The organism is Pseudomonas sp. ZY71, from assembly GCF_036542145.1.
GTDB lineage: Bacteria > Pseudomonadota > Gammaproteobacteria > Pseudomonadales > Pseudomonadaceae > Aquipseudomonas > Aquipseudomonas koreensis_A.
In genome coordinates this window covers 3,006,063-3,022,847 of the sequence record NZ_CP144274.1, presented here as the reverse complement: position 1 = coordinate 3,022,847, position 16,785 = coordinate 3,006,063, and the positions used below count along the sequence as shown (strand labels likewise).

Below are 16,785 nucleotides of genomic sequence, written 5' to 3'. Positions count from 1 at the left end.
GCGCGCCGTTACCCGGCCTGCACTCGAGAGCCCCACTCCACCGCGACAGGATGCGCCCATGCCGTTAACCGTCAGACCCCGCCGCAAGCGCAGCACCCGCATCGTATTTACACTGCTCTGCGGTTTACTTCCGGTGCTGCTGGGCAGCGCGATTCTCTATATGCAGGCCGAACGCACGCTGGAACAGGGTTCACAACAGACTGCCGAAGAGGCGTTGCGCCAGTTCGAATTGATGCTCGACAACACCGCCCAGGCAGCCCGTGAATTACTGCCACTGGCCGGCCAGACGTGTGAGAACGTCAAACTCGCTTTACGCGAACAAGTAACCCGCCGCCCGTTCGTGCGCTCGACCAATCTGGTGTGGGACGACAATCTCTATTGCAGCTCGTTGTTTGGCGACTATAAAGAAGCCGTCAACGCGGGCGACTACAACCAGGGCAAGTTGTGGCTGATGAATGGCAACCCGGTGACACCCAACACCGCTCTGCTGGTCTATCGGCTCAGCGAGGGTCGCGGCGGTGCCCTGACAACACTGGACGGTTACCATCTAAGCAACATGTTGCGTCTGATCGGTCGGCACATGCTGCTGGTATTGCAAGTGGGCGAAAACTGGCTGTCGGCCGACGGCAAAGTACACACTGGCGCCCTCCCCGCGTTGCCGATAGCACAACACACACTGGATTCTTCGCGTTATGCGTTCAGCGTTTCTGCGGGGTTTCCCGAGGGCGAAACCTGGCGCTACATGGCCGATGAATATCCGCCGCTGTTCAGTCTGTTGATCTTTTTTGGCGTGGTGTCGGGGGCCATCGGCCATGTTTTACAGAAGCGCTCCACTTCACCGAGCCACGAGATGCTCCGCGCGTTGGAGGCCGGCGAGTTCATTCCTTACTTTCAGCCCGTGGTGCATGGCGACAGTAAGGCATGGTCGGGGGCCGAAGTGTTGATGCGCTGGACTCACCCCAAAGAAGGTCTGGTGCGCCCGGATCTGTTTATTCCGTTCGCCGAGCATTCGGGGTTGATCGTGCCGATGACTCGCGCACTGATGCAACAAACCGCAGCGCTGCTGGGGCCGCTGTCCTCAACGTTTACCCCGCCGTTTCATATCGGCATCAATATCACCGCGAGCCATTGCGAGGACCTGGAACTGGTGGAGGACTGCCGAACGTTTCTCGCCGCGTTCGCGCCCGACAGCATCAGCCTGGTGTTGGAGCTGACCGAGCGCGAATTGATCGAGCCGACCGACATTACCCGGAAACTGTTCGAGCAACTGCACGCGCTGGGCGTGAAGATCGCGATTGACGACTTCGGTACCGGCCACTCTAGCCTCGGCTACTTGCGCAAATTCAATGTGGATTTCCTCAAGATCGATCAGAGTTTTGTCGCCATGATCGGCATTGATGCGCTGTCCCGACACATTCTCGATACCATTATCGAACTGTCGGCCAAGCTTGATTTGGGTATTGTTGCCGAAGGTGTCGAAACCCAGGCGCAAGCCGATTATCTGACCGCACATCACGTCAACTTTCTGCAAGGCTACCTGTTCGGCAAACCGATGCCGGCGGCGGACTTCATCAGCGCATTAACTCATCATTAACTAAGCCGGATTAAGACGGGCGTCCCGATCAGGCGCACCAAATTGATACAAAAGACCGCTGTTGTTACATGAAGACAACATCAGGATTTACTCTTGGCGCATTAACTACTACAATTTTTTCAACCTGAGCAAGATTGGCAGGTGAGCCATTTATCACCGAGTCGCTTCAAGGCTCTTGGCTTACAGCTTTGTTTGCGGTTGGTATCAGCCAAATACACTATTGGAGTAAAGATATTGTCCAGACTCGCTGAATTTCGTGCAGCTGAAAAGGCCCTTCAGGAACAGCTCAAGCAGCTGGAATCGCTGAAGAACGATGCCGGGCTCAAGAAAGAAATCGAATTCGAAGAAAAGCTCCAGGGGCTGATGAAACACTACGGCAAAGGCCTGAAAGACATCATCGCCATTCTCGATCCGAACCCGGCAAAATCCGGTCTGCAGACCTCTGCAGCGCCTAAAACCCGCCGCGCTCGTGTGGTCAAGGTTTATCACAACCCGCACACCGGTGAACTGATCGAAACCAAGGGCGGCAACCACCGTGGCCTGAAAGCCTGGAAGGAACAATACGGTGCAGCCACCGTTGATTCCTGGTTGCGCGGTTAATCCGACGCCAAAAAAAAGCCCTGCATGATGCAGGGCTTTTTTATTGACAATATCTAACAAATGAAATGAATTTCATCTAACAATTTTCGACTTTTCTGTAACGTTGCTGAGTCAGCCCGCTAAACATTTTGCTGCGCAATGTTGCGATCGCAGCCCTGCGTTAAACTTTGTGCTTAATCCCTTCGGGTATCTAATCAAGCCATGAAGAGTACAGCGACTTAAAGTTTCAAGCTGTTTCTCACCGCCACTATCTCGTCTGCGCTCGCCTTATAAACCTCTGCCTGTCCGGCGTAGGAAAGAACATAAGCCTTGTCCGCCTCGACCGCCGCGACCAAGGTTTGCGACAACACATGCCGACCGTTTTCGGTGATCGTGCAAGTGGTTTCCAGTGCTGACAAAGTACCCAGCGTGGCCGGATGCACTTTGTTGCAGACACTTTGGTAGCCGGTCTGGAAGAAATCCTTCTGTATCGACTTGCGCATTTCCAGCAGCACGCCTTGCAGATTGACCTGATGACCTTCCTCAACCTGAGTCATGGTCAATTCCATCACCATCACCTGATTGCCATCAGCGTCGTTCTTGACCGCCCGCTGACGGGAAACCTGTGGAGATGACTCAGGCAGCGCCTCGACTTGCCAACCGGCCGGCCAGGTGATGCTCGGCTCGTCCGCTGACGCGCACACCGCCACAAGCGACAATAAAGAAAAAACAAACACGGATTTGAACAGTCGGATCATTGCCGGACGCACTCGCAGATTGAGCGGTAAAGTCTGAGGCTCGCCCGCACGCAGGGCAAGTCTGCCCTTTCATTTGGCGATGCCGACAGGCATGCGTATCATTGCGCCCATTCACTCGCCCATAGTTATTGGAGGGCCCATGAGCCTGCACGAACTCAACACTTTCCCCGGCGTTACCGCTACGCCAGACAGCGCAACCCGAAACTTCGTTTTCAACCACACCATGTTGCGTGTCAAAGACATCAGCAAATCCCTGGACTTCTACACCCGCGTGCTGGGTTTTTCGCTGGTCGAGAAGCGTGACTTCCCGGAAGCGGAATTCAGCCTGTACTTCCTCGCACTGGTCGACAAGGCACAGATCCCGGCCGACGCCGCTGCTCGCACCGAGTGGATGAAGTCGATTCCAGGCATTCTGGAATTGACTCACAACCACGGTACTGAGAACGACGCCGATTTCGCCTATCACAATGGCAATACCGATCCGCGTGGTTTTGGCCATATCTGCATTTCGGTTCCGGATATCGTGGCAGCGTGCGCACGCTTTGAAGAGCTGGGTTGCGACTTTCAGAAGCGCCTGACCGATGGTCGTATGAAAAGCCTGGCCTTCATCAAGGATCCAGATGGTTACTGGGTCGAGATCATTCAGCCTGCGCCGCTGTAAAAGCTGAAAAGCCCCTCACCCTAACCCTCTCCCAGAGGGAGAGGGGACTGATTGGGGGATATTGGAGAACTACGCCGACCTGAACGATTGGCGTTGAATCCAAAATCGATCAGGTCTTACAGATCGACACCCCACTTCGGACATCTCGATCGGCGCCCTCTCCCTCTCCTGTAGGGAGAGGGAGCTGATTGGGGGATATTGGAGAATTACGCCGACTTGAACGATTGGCGTTGAATCCATAATCGATCAGGTCTTACAGATCGACACCCCACTTCGGACATCTCGATCGGCTCCCTCTCCCTCTCCTGGGGGGAGAGGGAGCTGATTGGGGGATATTGGAGAACTACGCCGACCTGAACGATTGGCGTTGAATCCAAAATCGATCAGGTCTTACAGATCGACACCCCACTTCGGACATCTTGATCGGCTCCCTCTCCCTCTCCCTCTCCTGTAGGGAGAGGGAGCTGATTGGGGGATATTGGAGAATTACGCCGACTTGAACGATTGGCATTGAATCCATAATCGACTGGATCGTTCAGGTCGACGGACAACGCCAGACACCTCGGTCGGCTCCCTCTCCTTCGGGAGAGGGACTGATTGGCTGGTATTGCAGAGGCTCACCGACTTGAACGATTGGCGCTGAATCCATAATCGACTGGATCTTTCAGGTCGACGGACAACGCCAGACACCTCGGTCGGCTCCCTCTCCCTCGGGAGAGGGCTGGGGTGAGGGGCCGCTTTTTACGCGCAATAAAAAACCCGTGATCGCTCACGGGTTTTTTCATTTCTGGCTGGACGTTTAAGCCGGAGCCGAAGTGCGGATCAAGTGATCAAATGCACTCAAAGAAGCCTTGGCACCCTCGCCCACCGCAATCACGATCTGCTTGTACGGCACAGTCGTCACGTCACCGGCAGCGAAGACCCCCGGGATCGATGTTTCACCACGGTTATCGACAATGATCTCGCCACGCGGCGACAGCTCGACAGTGCCCTTCAGCCAGTCGGTGTTCGGCAGCAAACCGATCTGCACGAAAATCCCTTCCAGCTCGACAGTGCGCAACTCATCAGAATTGCGATCCTTGTAACGCAAACCGTTGACCTTCTCGCCATTACCAGTGACTTCAGTGGTTTGCGCACTGGTGATCACGGTGACGTTCGGCAGACTGTGCAGTTTGCGTTGCAATACGGCGTCGGCACGCAGTTGTACGTCGAACTCCAGCAGCGTTACGTGCGACACAATCCCTGCCAGGTCGATGGCCGCTTCCACACCGGAGTTACCGCCGCCAATCACCGCGACACGCTTGCCTTTGAACAGCGGACCGTCGCAGTGCGGGCAGTACGCCACGCCTTTGTTGCGGTATTCCTGCTCGCCCGGCACGTTCATTTCACGCCAGCGCGCACCGGTCGCCAGAATCACGCTTCTGGCTTTGAGGGTCGCGCCGCTGGCGAAGCGAACTTCGTGCAGCTCGCCGTTTTTGCCCGGGATCAGCTTATCGGCGCGTTGCAGGTTCATGATGTCGACGTCGTACTGCTTGACGTGTTCTTCCAGCGCCGTGGCCAGTTTCGGCCCTTCGGTTTCCTGTACGGAAATGAAGTTCTCGATGGCCATGGTGTCGAGCACCTGCCCGCCGAAACGCTCAGCCGCAACACCGGTGCGAATGCCTTTACGTGCAGCGTAAATCGCTGCCGAAGCACCGGCCGGGCCACCACCCACAACCAACACGTCGAAGGCTTCTTTGGCGCTGATTTTCTCGGCCTGACGCTCGATCGCGCCAGTGTCGAGTTTGGCCAGAATCTCTTCCAGACCCATGCGGCCCTGACCGAAGTTCTCACCGTTCAAGTAGATGCTCGGCACGGCCATGATCTTGCGATCGTTGACTTCGTCCTGGAACAACGCGCCGTCGATGGCGACGTGGCGGATGTTCGGGTTGAGCACGGCCATCAGGTTCAGCGCCTGGACCACGTCCGGGCAGTTCTGGCAGGACAGCGAGAAGTACGTCTCGAAGCTGAACTGGCCTTTGAGCGAGCGGATCTGCTCGATCACTTCAACACTGGCTTTCGAAGGGTGGCCGCCGACTTGCAACAAGGCCAGCACCAGCGAAGTAAATTCGTGGCCCATCGGGATACCGGCAAAACGCAGACTGATGTCAGCGCCCGGACGGTTGATCGAGAACGATGGCTTGCGCGCGTCGTCACCGCTGTCGATCAAAGTAATCTGGCTCGAAAGACTGGCAACGTCTTTCAGCAGTTCGAGCATTTCACGGGATTTCGCACCGTCGTCGAGGGAGGCAACGATCTCGATCGGCTGGGTGACCCGTTCCAGGTACGATTTCAACTGGGCTTTAAGATTGGCGTCCAACATACGGGCGATTTCCTTTATTTGAGGCGAAAAAAAGCCCGAGCGAAACTCGCCCGGGCATTTTTATTGGGCGGTGCAGCGTACTTAAGAAGGTGCGGCGTACCGCCCTGAGTTGCGTGTCACAGACTTAGATCTTGCCGACCAGGTCCAGGGACGGTGCCAGAGTGGCCTCGCCTTCTTTCCACTTGGCTGGGCAAACTTCGCCTGGGTGAGCAGCGACGTACTGAGCAGCCTTGATCTTGCGCAGCAGCTCGGAAGCGTCACGGCCAACGCCGCCATCGTTCAGTTCAACGATTTTGATCTGGCCTTCAGGGTTGATCACGAAGGTGCCACGGTCAGCCAGACCAACTTCTTCGATCAGCACGTCGAAGTTGCGGGAGATAGCGTGGGTCGGGTCGCCGATCATGGTGTATTCGATTTTGCCGATGGCTGGCGAAGTGTTGTGCCAGGCAGCGTGGGCAAAGTGGGTGTCGGTGGAAACGCTGTAGATTTCTACGCCGAGTTTCTGGAAGGCAGCGTAGTTGTCAGCCAGGTCTTCCAGCTCGGTTGGGCAAACGAAGGTGAAGTCGGCTGGGTAGAAGAACACGACCGACCACTTGCCTTTCAGGTCAGCGTCCGAGACTTGAACGAAGTCGCCGTTTTTGAACGCGGTAGCTTTGAACGGTTTTACTTGGCTGTTGATGATAGGCATTGATGACTCTCCGTCAGGGGTTATGAAGTTGATGGGTGAATCCTACCCACTCACTCGACGGATGGCTCATTGGCAAACCTGATGCTGCTGATTTGTTTTCGCTATTAGCTGACTGTATTAATAGAAGAAAACGATCTCTACGACGTAGCCGGTTTATCCGTAATCCGAGCCATCCCCTGGAATGGGCTGGCTTCAACATAGCGCATCGCGGACTTCATATCCTTCCAGCCGACGTAGCTCATCAACGATTTCAGATCCCAGCCACTTTGGTGCGCCCAAGTTGCGAAACCTCGACGCAAGGAATGGCTGGTGTAGTTTTCGGCGGCAATGCCCGCGCGCTGCAACGCCTGGCGCAGCAGCGGAATGATGCTGTTGGCGTGCAGCCCCTCCTCGTTCAGGTTGCCCCAGCGGTCGATGCTGCGAAAAACCGGGCCACGCACCAGCGCCGCTTCGGTGATCCAGTCGATGTAGGCCTGCACCGGGCACAGCTTGAGCAGCGCCGGCGCTTGATAGGTCTGGCCGAGGTTTTCCCGATCGCCCTTGCTGCGTGGCAAATACAAGGTGATGCCTTTTCCTGCGTGCGCCTGCACGTGTTCGATTTGCAAGCGACACAACTCATCACTGCGGAAGCCGCGCCAGAACCCCAGCAGAATCAGGGCGCGATCACGGTAAGCCTTGAGCAGTAACGGACGATCCTCCTGCTCTCTCGCGGTTTGTACTTCATGCTCAAGCCAATCGATAACGCGCTGCAGATCCTGCAACTGCAACGGTTCTGCCTGTTTCTCCTGTGCCGGGTGCAACGCGCGAATCCCCTTGAAGACCTTACGCACCACCGGCGCCTTGGTCGGATCGGCAAAGCCCTGACTGTTGTGCCACTGCGCCAGCGCCGATAGCCGCAGCTTCAACGTATTGATCGACAACTCTTCGGCGTGCGCCACCAGATAACGCGCAACGCTATCAGCCGTCGCCGGCAGAAACCCGCCCCACTTCACTTCGAAATGCTCAATAGCCGCGCGATAGCTACGGCGGGTGTTGTCACGGGTGGCGGCTTGCAGATAGCGATCCAGATCGCTCATGGGCTGTTTTCTCGCTGGCGTACTGAGACAGGGATGCAGAAACGCATTTTGCCGTCTGACACTGGGTAATACCAGTATATCCCGTGTCTTTATTATCAAAGGTTTACCTTTATTTTCTGAATGGTACACTGCGTACTTTAGTGGCATGTACCACAGTACGTAACCGTAGGAGTTCACATGGCCCGTGGCGGCATTACCAAAGCCCTGGTGCAGATCGCGCGCACAGCAATCCTCGCCCGTGGCGAACACCCGAGCATCGATGCAGTACGCATTGAAATGGGCAACACCGGCTCGAAAACCACGATCCATCGGTATTTGAAAGAACTGGATGACGGCGCGCAGCCGGTTGAAGCCTCGGCAGAGCCCATCGATGACGAGCTGAGCGCCCTCGTCTCGCGCCTCGCGCAACGCCTCAAAGAACAGGCGCAAGAGCCTATCGAGCAGGCCCGCGAGCAGTTCGAGGAACAGCGCGAAGCACTGGAATCGGAGCTGAAACAGACTCGCCAGGCACTGGAAAAGCTCGAACACGATCACGATATTCAGGGCGCGGCACTGGCGCGTGAGTCCGAAGCGCTTGGCAACACACGGTCGATGCTGCAAACCGAACAGACCCGTAATGCCGGGCTGAATCAGGCACTGGCCGACTTTGAATTGCGCTTGCAGGACAAGGACGAGCAGATCCGCTCACTGGAAGAAAAACACCTGCACGCTCGCGATGCACTGGAGCACTATCGCAACGCCACCAAAGAGCAGCGCGAGCAGGAACAGAGCCGTCACGAAGCACAGGTGCAGCAGATTCAGGCCGAGTTGCGTCAGGCGCAGCAAAGTGCGCTGGTCCGCCAGGACGAGATCACGCAACTGCACCGCGACAACGAACGCCTGCTCACGGAAAACCGTGGCACGCAGCGTGAACTGAGCCTGATGCAGGACCAGCTCAAGCAGAGCAATCAGCGCCAGGATCAACTGCTCGAACAAGCGACCCGCGTTGACAGCGAACGCACCCTCCTCCAGGAACGCTTGCGCGTAGCCACCTTGGAAAGCCAGACACTCAAACAGAGCGTCGAGGAGCAGACGCTGCTCAACCAGTCACTGGAGAAGGAATTGAACAAGGCTCAGGCAAGCCTGGAAGAAAGCCAGCGTCTGGCGGCTACCGTTGCGGCAGCGCCAGACTCAGCCAAACCGAAAGACGCTTAAGCGCCGACCGGCGTACGCATGGTGACAAACTCTTCGGCGGCCGTCGGGTGTACCCCGATCGTGTCGTCGAAGTCACGCTTGGTCGCGCCAGCCTTCAACGCAATCGCCAGACCCTGAACGATCTCGCCGGCGTCCGGGCCAACCATGTGGCAGCCGAGGACTTTGTCGGTCTTGCCGTCGACTACCAGCTTCATCAGGGTTTTTTCCTGACACTCGGTCAGGGTCAGCTTCATCGGTCGGAAACGGCTTTCGAAGATCACCACATCGTGACCGGCCTCGCGCGCTTCTTCCTCGGTCAAACCGACCGTGCCAATGTTTGGCAAACTGAACACCGCTGTCGGAATCATTTTGTAATCCACCGGACGGTATTGCTCAGGCTTGAACAGACGCCGCGCCACCGCCATGCCCTCCGCCAACGCCACGGGCGTCAGCTGCACACGACCGATGACATCGCCCAGCGCCAGAATCGATGGCTCGCTGGTCTGATACTGCTCGTCGACTTTTATGAAGCCTTTGTCAGTGAGCTGCACATCGGTGTTTTCCAGGCCCAGATTGTCGAGCATCGGGCGCCGGCCAGTGGCGTAGAAAATGCAATCTGCCTCCAGCTCACGACCATCCTTGAGGGTAGCTTTCAAGCTGCCGTCAGCCTGCTTGTCGATACGCGCGATGTCGGCATTGAATTGCAGATCCAGACCACGCTTGGTCAGTTCTTCCTGCAAATGCTTGCGCACCGAACCATCGAAGCCGCGCAGGAACAGATCACCGCGATACAACAACGTCGTATTGGCGCCGAGGCCGTGGAAAATCCCGGCAAACTCGACCGCGATGTAACCGCCGCCAACCACCAGCACACGCTTTGGCAGCTCCTTGAGGAAGAACGCCTCATTCGAACCGATCGCGTGCTCGCGCCCCGGAATCTCCGGAATCTGCGGCCAACCACCGGTAGCAATCAGAATGTTTTTCGCGGTAAAGCGCTCGCCATTCACTTCGACTTCATGCGGACCAACGATTTTCGCGTGCGCCTCGTGCAAGGTCACGCCGCTGTTGACCAGCAGATTGCGATAAATGCCGTTGAGGCGATTGATCTCGCGATCCTTGTTGGCGATCAAGGTCGCCCAGTCGAAATTCGCCTCACCCAGGCTCCAGCCAAAACCGGACGCCTGCTCGAAGTCTTCGGCGAAATGCGCGCCGTACACCAGCAGCTTTTTCGGCACGCAGCCAACGTTGACACAGGTCCCGCCCAGATAACGGCTCTCCGCCACCGCCACTTTCGCACCAAAACCGGCCGCAAAACGCGCAGCGCGCACACCGCCGGAACCGGCACCAATCACATAAAGGTCAAAATCGTAGGCCATTTCTATCTCCTCGGCAGGGGATCAGCATACCTGCAGATGCTCATTGAGCAAGCCTCTGCCGTTATGCCGATGACCAATGCCAAGGGTTCGAGCAGCAAGCTTTTGCTCAGTGACATTCTGCGGACTGAGCCTTTGGTAACCGCAGCGTACGCCAGGCGATCAAAACTGCTATGAATGCCAAACCGAAAGCGACCCACGATACCAATGCAATTCCGCCTTCAAATGCACTTCCCGCCTGCTGCATTAACTGTTGCGCTTGATCCCCCGCCAACCCCGTCGCCACATGATGAGCGCCAGCCAGCGTTTCACTTGCCAGCATCGTCTGGGCATCGCTCAAAAACGCTGGAAGCTGCAAGTCTGCGCGATAGTGAGCCGTAACCAGGCCACCAAGCAGGGTCGTCCCCAAAACGACGCCTACCTCATAGGCTGTTTCACTGATAGCGGAAGCTGCACCGGCCTTAGCTGGGGGCGCCGCCGACAAAATCACGTCATTGGAAACCGTAGAGATCGCGCCTACTCCGATATTCAGCAACGCGAACGCCGCAACCAATACCGCAAGACTACTGCCCACGCTGGCCACGAGTAAAAACGCCACAGCGGCGAAGGCCACCAGAATCGGTATCAGCACATGCACAGGCATACGCTGAGCGACCGGGACGACCGCCATTCCCACCACAATCGCCATGATTTGGCCCGGCACCAACGCTAGGCTCGCACTCAAAGGCGACATCTGCAGGACAATCTGCAAAAACTGAGTGGTGAAGAAAACAAAACCAACGAGGAACGCAAGACTCATCAAATTGATCAGAACAGACCCGCTAAAAGTCCCGTTGCGGAACAGAGTCATATCCATCAGCGGCACAGGAAGACGTAACTGGCGCCGGACAAACATCCAGCCTGCCAATACGCCGACCAGAAAGGCCCCCAGTACGACCCCGTCAACACCTTCACTGGCGGCATGCTTGATGCCGTAAACGATGCCACCCAAGGCGGCCATCGACTGAAGAATGCTGATCGGATCCAACGGCCCAGATGCATCACGCTCCGACTCAGGAAGCAATAGCGGACCCAACACCAACAGCGGAATCAGAACGGGTACCGCCAACAGAAAAATCGCGCCCCAATCAAAGAACTGCAGCAACACTCCGCCCACCAAAGGCCCCAGAGCCGAACCGACGGTCAATGTCGTGGCCCAGATCGCGACAGCCAGCCTGCGCTCCTCTCGATCCTCAAACACCGAACGTATCAATGCCAATGTGGAAGGCATCAGCATCGCCCCGAAAATCCCCATGCAGGCACGCCCGATAATCAACTGCAAGGCCGTCTCGGAATAGGCGGTCAGCACCGATACCACAGCAAATCCGAGCGAGCCGATAAGCAGCAACTTGCGGTGCCCGACCCGATCTCCCAGACTTCCCATGGACACCAGCAGTCCGGCGAGCACCAACGAGTAGGCGTCGATCATCCACAGTTGTTGACTGGCACTTGGGCGCAAAGCTTCGGCGATTTTGGGTAATGCGAAACCCAGTACGGTGTTATCAACGGTTACCAGTAGCACTGGCAACATCAACACGCCGAGGCCGAACCAGCGCGTAGATTTTGCTTTGGTATGTGTAACCTGATGAGTAAGCGGCACCGGCAAATTCCTTATGCTGCAATCTTGATTCCGCTGACGTGTTCAGACAGTCGCGAAAGTTTTACCTGCGCACATCCGTGGCGAGGATTGACGAGTTCAACAGCGATCAAACGCGCTGACAATTACTCATTTGTTTCATATTACAACTCGGAAATTTCCTTCGACTTTCGACCCTTTTCGCTTGGAAGCGAACTTTTTCCAGCGAAAAAAAACGCCCAGAACCAGTCGGGGCGTTTTTTTGACCTACACGAATGACGCAGTGCAAAGTCGCTACTGACCAATCAAGTGCTCTTAGTAAGCCTTGCCAGTCTTGTAGAAGTTCTCGAAGCAGAAGTTGGTGGCTTCGATGTAGCCTTCAGCGCCACCGCAGTCGAAACGCTTGCCTTTGAACTTGTAGGCCATGACGCAGCCATTCTGGGCTTGTTTCATCAGGGCGTCGGTGATCTGGATTTCGCCGCCCTTGCCTGGCTCGGTCTGTTCGATCAGGTCGAAGATGTCCGGGGTCAGGATGTAACGACCGATGATCGCCAGGTTCGACGGCGCATCTTCCGGTTTTGGCTTCTCGACCATGCTGTGCACGCGGTAGATGTCGTCGCGGATCATCTCGCCGGCGATCACGCCGTACTTGCTGGTTTCCTGCGGATCGACTTCCTGGATGGCGATGATCGAGCAGCGGAACTGCTTGTACAGTTTGACCATCTGGGTCAGTACGCCGTCGCCTTCGAGGTTGACGCACAGGTCGTCCGCCAGTACCACGGCGAATGGTTCGTCACCGATCAGCGGGCGACCGGTCAGGATCGCATGGCCCAGACCTTTCATTTCGGTCTGACGGGTGTAGGAGAACGAGCACTCGTCGAGCAATTTGCGGATGCCGACCAGGTATTTCTCTTTGTCGGTGCCTTTGATCTGGTTTTCCAGCTCGTAGCTGATGTCGAAGTGGTCTTCCAGAGCACGTTTGCCACGACCGGTCACGATGGAGATTTCCGTCAGGCCAGCATCCAGAGCTTCTTCAACGCCGTACTGGATCAGTGGCTTGTTTACCACCGGCAGCATTTCTTTAGGCATGGCTTTAGTCGCTGGCAGGAAGCGAGTACCGTAACCGGCTGCTGGGAACAAGCATTTCTTGATCATATAAGTCCTTGAAAGGGCTGTGTGTACGAGTTTCGGCGCAGTCTAATCAGGCGGCGTGCACCTTACAATGCCCCGCACTGGCTAACCGATGCCAACATAGAGAAATATTCTCGCCGATAGTTCCATCGACATCCGGGCGCAGCCAGATCAGCGTAGCTCAAAGCTGCCGGTAAACTGAATCACCATACGCTCATCGCCCCCCAATGCGAGCATTTGCCGGTATCATGGCGCCTTTGAACCAGCGAACGAGACAGATAGATGGCCGCGGTAAAAATCGTCAACGGGTATGTGATCGACAAGAAAGACGGCAAGTGGACCCTGACCACCACCAATGGCGAACATATCGCCGGGCCTTTCGACAGCGAACAAATGGCGACCGATGTTGCTTCCGTATTCACGGACACTCCGGCATCGGCCAAGCGCCGTGGCAAAGATCAGGACTGATCTGCTGCGATATGCCCCAGCCCTGCCTTTGAGCAGGGCTTTTTTGTGCCCACGTACAAACAAGTGGCCAAACGCTATAACCTTTTCACACCGGCGCTGTCAGAGCGTCTAGTCCCCCTCGCTGAAGACCATGAACATGACCCTGAAAAAACTCCTGCCACTGATTGCGGTATTGGCGCTGGCCGGCTGTGCCACCTCTCAACCCACGTACCTGAACAACGGCGAACAGGGGCTGGCGATCGATTGCTCCGGCGAAGCCAATTCCTGGGCGACCTGCTATGAAAAAGCCGATGCGTCCTGCGCGGGCACCGGTTATCGCATCGTTGGCACTGACGGCACGCCCCAGCCCAAAGAAAGCGACAAAACCCTGGGCGTCGATGTCGGCAACTACAAGAACCGCAGCGTTGTCGTGGTCTGCAAATAGACCTTACATATGAATTTCGGCGAATTTGATCCCGAGTCCGCGCACGACTTCGATCAGATCGTCGAGGCGGTTGAACGATTCGACTTCGTCGTTATCGTCGACCAGAAAGTAACTGCGGCCGGCGCTCTTCTTGAAAAACACGATCCACTCACCCGGATTCGCCGGGTTCTGGATGACATGGGTGGCAGAGATCAGGCCCTCTACGTGGCGCTCCCGTACTTGCTCTCGCTTCATCGCGACTCCAGAAATGAAAATGCCGTCACAGCATGACTGCGACGGCATCGGTGCTGATGACTGCCAGTCTATCAGCCGGAAATACACGCATTGGCGGCCTTTTGCACGTCACGCGGGCGAACCGGCACATTCGACATGCGCTCATGCAGCTTGATGCTGCTGCCGCCGGAGCGATCTTCGATATCAAACACCGCTGCCGCACCGGTAGAAAGTTTCCCCGGCACGATGACCCGAACCCCGTCCTTGTGCGGCTGCACTTGCAGCGCGCCGCGGCTGTCTGCCAGTTTCTCGGCCAGACACTGGGCATATTCATGGGGTTTCTTGCCGGAGATCACGCTCATGGTCGGCAGCGTTTCATTGATTTCGGAAACACTCGCACAACCAGCCACAGCCAGAACCAACGGCAGACACACCACACCCCACTTCATACAAAACCTCCGTTAAAGACCGTCCGACAGCACAAATGCCGTTTTTCTCCGGGGCCTTCTGCATTTAACCCGCATCCAATCGCGAATATCTGTTCAAAATTGTCAAACCAACGCCCGACGGCCAGATAATAACCCGTGCGGGCTGATAAACTGCGCGCAATTACAAGCTATCGTTTTGATTTTGTAGAAAAAGCCCTTCTGGAGGCGCCCATGAAATTCATTCACCAGCGCGAACACCTCAACGAAGACGACATCGTCGTCATCCAATGCTCGCAAATGTGCAACATCCGTCTGATGAACGACGCCAACTTCCGCAGCTTCAAGAATGGCGGCCGTCACACCTATCACGGCGGCGCCTTCGACACCTTTCCGGCCCGAATCACCGCGCCGAGCACCGGTTTCTGGAACATCACCATCGACACCGTCAATCGTCGGCCGATCAGCGTCACGCGCAAGCCGACCCTGACCCACTCGATCAAGATCATCCGTCGTTCCAGCACCAAACTGAGCTGAGACACGCCGTTCAACCAGAAAGGAATGCATGACCGTGGCCCAAACGACCAAATACGTCATCAAGTACAAACTCAACGGTGAACGCCGCTTCGAGTTCGCGCAACTGGAAAACGGCACTGAAGAAGAAGCCAAGGCTGCTCTGGATGCCCTTCACGGCCAGAGCGACGACGTGATCAGCGACATCGCCGTCAGCAAAGCGCTGTAAGCATCGACAGGAATTCGACCGCAAGCGGCGGAGTGTTCTGCCGCGAGGCCCTGCCTAGACTGACTTTCTTCGACCATGAGTCAAGGAGTCAGTATGTCGATGTCCCCTTCCCGGCTGGATTCGCTCGCCTGGGCAAGCCTTGAGCAGCAACTGGATCAGCACGGCTACGCGATCATCCGTTCGCTGCTGCTGGTCGAAACCTGTGATCAATTGAGTGCGCTGTATCCGCAGACCGAACCGTTTCGTTCGCAGGTCATCATGGCCCGCCACGGTTTCGGTCGCGGCGAGTACAAATATTTTCGTTACCCCCTGCCGACACCGGTAGAACGCCTTCGCGGCGCGCTGTACCCGCGTCTGGTTACGTTGGCCAATCGCTGGTACGAACGCATGAACCTGCCCGAGCGCTTTCCGGCGAGCCACGCCGAGTTTCTTCAGCGTTGCCATGCCGCCGGTCAACGCCGCCCTACCCCTCTTTTGCTGCAGTACGGCCCGCAGGACTACAACTGCCTGCACCAGGATTTGTACGGCGAATCGGTATTTCCACTGCAAATGGCGATTCTTCTGTCAGAACCCGGGCAAGACTTTATCGGAGGAGAATTCGTGCTCACCGAGCAGCGCCCACGCATGCAATCCCGACCTCACGTGCTGAACCTGACGAAAGGTGACGCAGTGATCTTTGCCGTCAACCAGCGCCCGGTCAAAGGCGTGCGCGGTGATTATCGGGTGACGATGCGTCATGGCGTCAGTCGCCTGCACAGTGGAAAAAGGCATACCCTAGGCATCATCTTTCACGACGCCACATGACTGCCATGCACCCGAACACTTTCGATCTGTTCGACGATCATGAACCCGAGCAACGCCTCCGCACCGAACAGATTGGCGAGCAATCGTGGGTGCTGCATGGTTTCGCCCTGCCGCTGATCGAGCAGCTCCTGCCGGCGCTGGATGCGATTCTTGCCGCCGCGCCCTTGCGCCACATGGTCACGCCGGGTGGTTTCAGCATGTCGGTAGGCACCAGCAGTTGCGGCGCTCTGGGCTGGATCACTGATCGCCACGGTTATCGTTACTCAAGCGTCGATCCGCTCAGTGATTTGCCTTGGCCAGCGATGCCAGAGGTATTCTCGACACTGGCGCACTCGGCAGCGGCGCAAGTCGGATTTGCTGACTTCAACGCTGATTCCTGCTTGATCAACTGCTATGTCCCCGGCGCCAAGATGTCATTGCACCAGGACAAAGACGAAAAGGCCTACAGCGCGCCGATCGTTTCGCTGTCACTCGGGTTGCCGGCGATGTTCCTCTTCGGCGGTTTCACTCGCAGCGACAAGAGCCAGCGGATTGCCTTGCTGCATGGCGACATGGTGGTCTGGGGCGGCGTTGATCGCTTGCGTTATCACGGTGTGTTGCCGATCAAGCAGGGTCGGCATCCACGCCTGGGTGAACAGCGGATCAATCTGACCTTTCGCGTGGCCGGATAACCTGCAAAAGTTTGACCGCAAGGCCCGG

19 protein-coding genes are annotated in these 16,785 nt (G+C 56.6%); 10 read left to right on the top strand and 9 right to left on the bottom strand.

All coding sequences use genetic code 11. The features are described 5' to 3' along the window. Nucleotides 1-58: 58 nt before the first annotated feature. Entirely contained in the window at nucleotides 59-1,594 is a 1,536-nt protein-coding gene (locus VY732_RS13450; RefSeq protein ID WP_331695656.1) for a cyclic diguanylate phosphodiesterase, read from the top strand. Nucleotides 1,595-1,828: 234 nt separating this feature from the next. Continuing rightward, nucleotides 1,829-2,194: a histone-like nucleoid-structuring protein, MvaT/MvaU family gene (locus tag VY732_RS13445; RefSeq protein WP_077573093.1), complete on the top strand. Its 366-nt coding sequence runs from the start codon at nucleotides 1,829-1,831 to the stop codon at nucleotides 2,192-2,194. Between the two features lie 218 nt (nucleotides 2,195-2,412). On the opposite strand, the gene VY732_RS13440 is transcribed toward VY732_RS13445, so the two are convergent. Next, nucleotides 2,413-2,931, bottom strand: coding sequence for a DUF4946 domain-containing protein (locus VY732_RS13440; protein WP_137217865.1), 519 nt, complete (start codon nucleotides 2,929-2,931; stop codon nucleotides 2,413-2,415). A gap of 139 nt (nucleotides 2,932-3,070) precedes the next feature. Here VY732_RS13440 and gloA point away from each other — a divergent pair, with 139 nt between their 5' ends. After that, nucleotides 3,071-3,592: a lactoylglutathione lyase gene (gene gloA / locus VY732_RS13435; RefSeq protein WP_038368197.1), complete on the top strand. Its 522-nt coding sequence runs from the start codon at nucleotides 3,071-3,073 to the stop codon at nucleotides 3,590-3,592. Nucleotides 3,593-4,391: 799 nt separating this feature from the next. On the opposite strand, the gene ahpF is transcribed toward gloA, so the two are convergent. From ahpF to VY732_RS13420, 3 genes are all read right to left on the bottom strand, one after another. Further along, nucleotides 4,392-5,954 carry an alkyl hydroperoxide reductase subunit F gene (gene ahpF / locus VY732_RS13430; RefSeq protein ID WP_331695655.1) on the bottom strand — a complete coding sequence of 521 codons (1,563 nt, stop codon included), beginning with the start codon at nucleotides 5,952-5,954 and terminating at the stop codon, nucleotides 4,392-4,394. A 124-nt stretch (nucleotides 5,955-6,078) separates the two neighbouring features. Continuing rightward, nucleotides 6,079-6,642 carry an alkyl hydroperoxide reductase subunit C gene (gene ahpC / locus VY732_RS13425; RefSeq protein WP_007912224.1) on the bottom strand — a complete coding sequence of 188 codons (564 nt, stop codon included), beginning with the start codon at nucleotides 6,640-6,642 and terminating at the stop codon, nucleotides 6,079-6,081. Nucleotides 6,643-6,779: 137 nt separating this feature from the next. Next, nucleotides 6,780-7,718, bottom strand: coding sequence for a site-specific integrase (locus tag VY732_RS13420; RefSeq protein WP_116028984.1), 939 nt, complete (start codon nucleotides 7,716-7,718; stop codon nucleotides 6,780-6,782). A 177-nt stretch (nucleotides 7,719-7,895) separates the two neighbouring features. On the opposite strand from VY732_RS13420, the gene VY732_RS13415 reads away from it, so the two are divergent. After that, nucleotides 7,896-8,912 carry a DNA-binding protein gene (locus tag VY732_RS13415; protein WP_331695654.1) on the top strand — a complete coding sequence of 339 codons (1,017 nt, stop codon included), beginning with the start codon at nucleotides 7,896-7,898 and terminating at the stop codon, nucleotides 8,910-8,912. On the opposite strand, the gene gorA is transcribed toward VY732_RS13415, so the two are convergent. The 3 genes from gorA to galU form a co-directional block, all read right to left on the bottom strand. Continuing rightward, on the bottom strand, nucleotides 8,909-10,267 hold the full coding sequence (gene gorA, locus VY732_RS13410; RefSeq protein WP_008082669.1) for a glutathione-disulfide reductase: 1,359 nt from the start codon (nucleotides 10,265-10,267) through the stop codon (nucleotides 8,909-8,911). The genes VY732_RS13415 and gorA overlap by 4 nt on opposite strands. Nucleotides 10,268-10,373: 106 nt before the next feature. Continuing rightward, nucleotides 10,374-11,903, bottom strand: coding sequence for an MFS transporter (locus VY732_RS13405; protein ID WP_331695653.1), 1,530 nt, complete (start codon nucleotides 11,901-11,903; stop codon nucleotides 10,374-10,376). Between the two features lie 291 nt (nucleotides 11,904-12,194). Next, on the bottom strand, nucleotides 12,195-13,034 hold the full coding sequence (gene galU, locus VY732_RS13400; protein WP_007912230.1) for a UTP--glucose-1-phosphate uridylyltransferase GalU: 840 nt from the start codon (nucleotides 13,032-13,034) through the stop codon (nucleotides 12,195-12,197). Nucleotides 13,035-13,292: 258 nt separating this feature from the next. Here galU and VY732_RS13395 point away from each other — a divergent pair, with 258 nt between their 5' ends. Beyond that, nucleotides 13,293-13,478 carry a hypothetical protein gene (locus VY732_RS13395; protein WP_008082671.1) on the top strand — a complete coding sequence of 62 codons (186 nt, stop codon included), beginning with the start codon at nucleotides 13,293-13,295 and terminating at the stop codon, nucleotides 13,476-13,478. A 142-nt stretch (nucleotides 13,479-13,620) separates the two neighbouring features. Next, the gene (locus tag VY732_RS13390; RefSeq protein ID WP_331695869.1) at nucleotides 13,621-13,902 is read left to right on the top strand and encodes a hypothetical protein; all 282 of its coding nucleotides are present in this window, start codon (nucleotides 13,621-13,623) and stop codon (nucleotides 13,900-13,902) included. A gap of 3 nt (nucleotides 13,903-13,905) precedes the next feature. Here the strand turns inward: VY732_RS13390 and VY732_RS13385 are convergent, their stop codons facing one another. Next, nucleotides 13,906-14,136, bottom strand: coding sequence for a hypothetical protein (locus VY732_RS13385; RefSeq protein WP_008082673.1), 231 nt, complete (start codon nucleotides 14,134-14,136; stop codon nucleotides 13,906-13,908). A 71-nt stretch (nucleotides 14,137-14,207) separates the two neighbouring features. Continuing rightward, complete coding sequence (locus VY732_RS13380) at nucleotides 14,208-14,564, bottom strand: hypothetical protein (RefSeq protein ID WP_077573101.1); 357 nt, start codon at nucleotides 14,562-14,564, stop codon at nucleotides 14,208-14,210. Between the two features lie 210 nt (nucleotides 14,565-14,774). On the opposite strand from VY732_RS13380, the gene VY732_RS13375 reads away from it, so the two are divergent. The 4 genes from VY732_RS13375 (at nucleotide 14,775) to alkB (ending at nucleotide 16,757) form a co-directional block, all read left to right on the top strand. After that, nucleotides 14,775-15,077 carry a DUF1883 domain-containing protein gene (locus VY732_RS13375; RefSeq protein ID WP_016984992.1) on the top strand — a complete coding sequence of 101 codons (303 nt, stop codon included), beginning with the start codon at nucleotides 14,775-14,777 and terminating at the stop codon, nucleotides 15,075-15,077. Between the two features lie 28 nt (nucleotides 15,078-15,105). Further along, nucleotides 15,106-15,282, top strand: a complete 177-nt coding sequence (locus VY732_RS13370; protein ID WP_194933039.1) for a hypothetical protein — start codon at nucleotides 15,106-15,108, stop codon at nucleotides 15,280-15,282. A gap of 93 nt (nucleotides 15,283-15,375) precedes the next feature. After that, entirely contained in the window at nucleotides 15,376-16,086 is a 711-nt protein-coding gene (locus VY732_RS13365) for a 2OG-Fe(II) oxygenase (protein WP_331695652.1), read from the top strand. Nucleotides 16,087-16,091: 5 nt separating this feature from the next. Continuing rightward, complete coding sequence (gene alkB / locus VY732_RS13360) at nucleotides 16,092-16,757, top strand: DNA oxidative demethylase AlkB (protein ID WP_331695868.1); 666 nt, start codon at nucleotides 16,092-16,094, stop codon at nucleotides 16,755-16,757. Nucleotides 16,758-16,785: the final 28 nt, after the last annotated feature.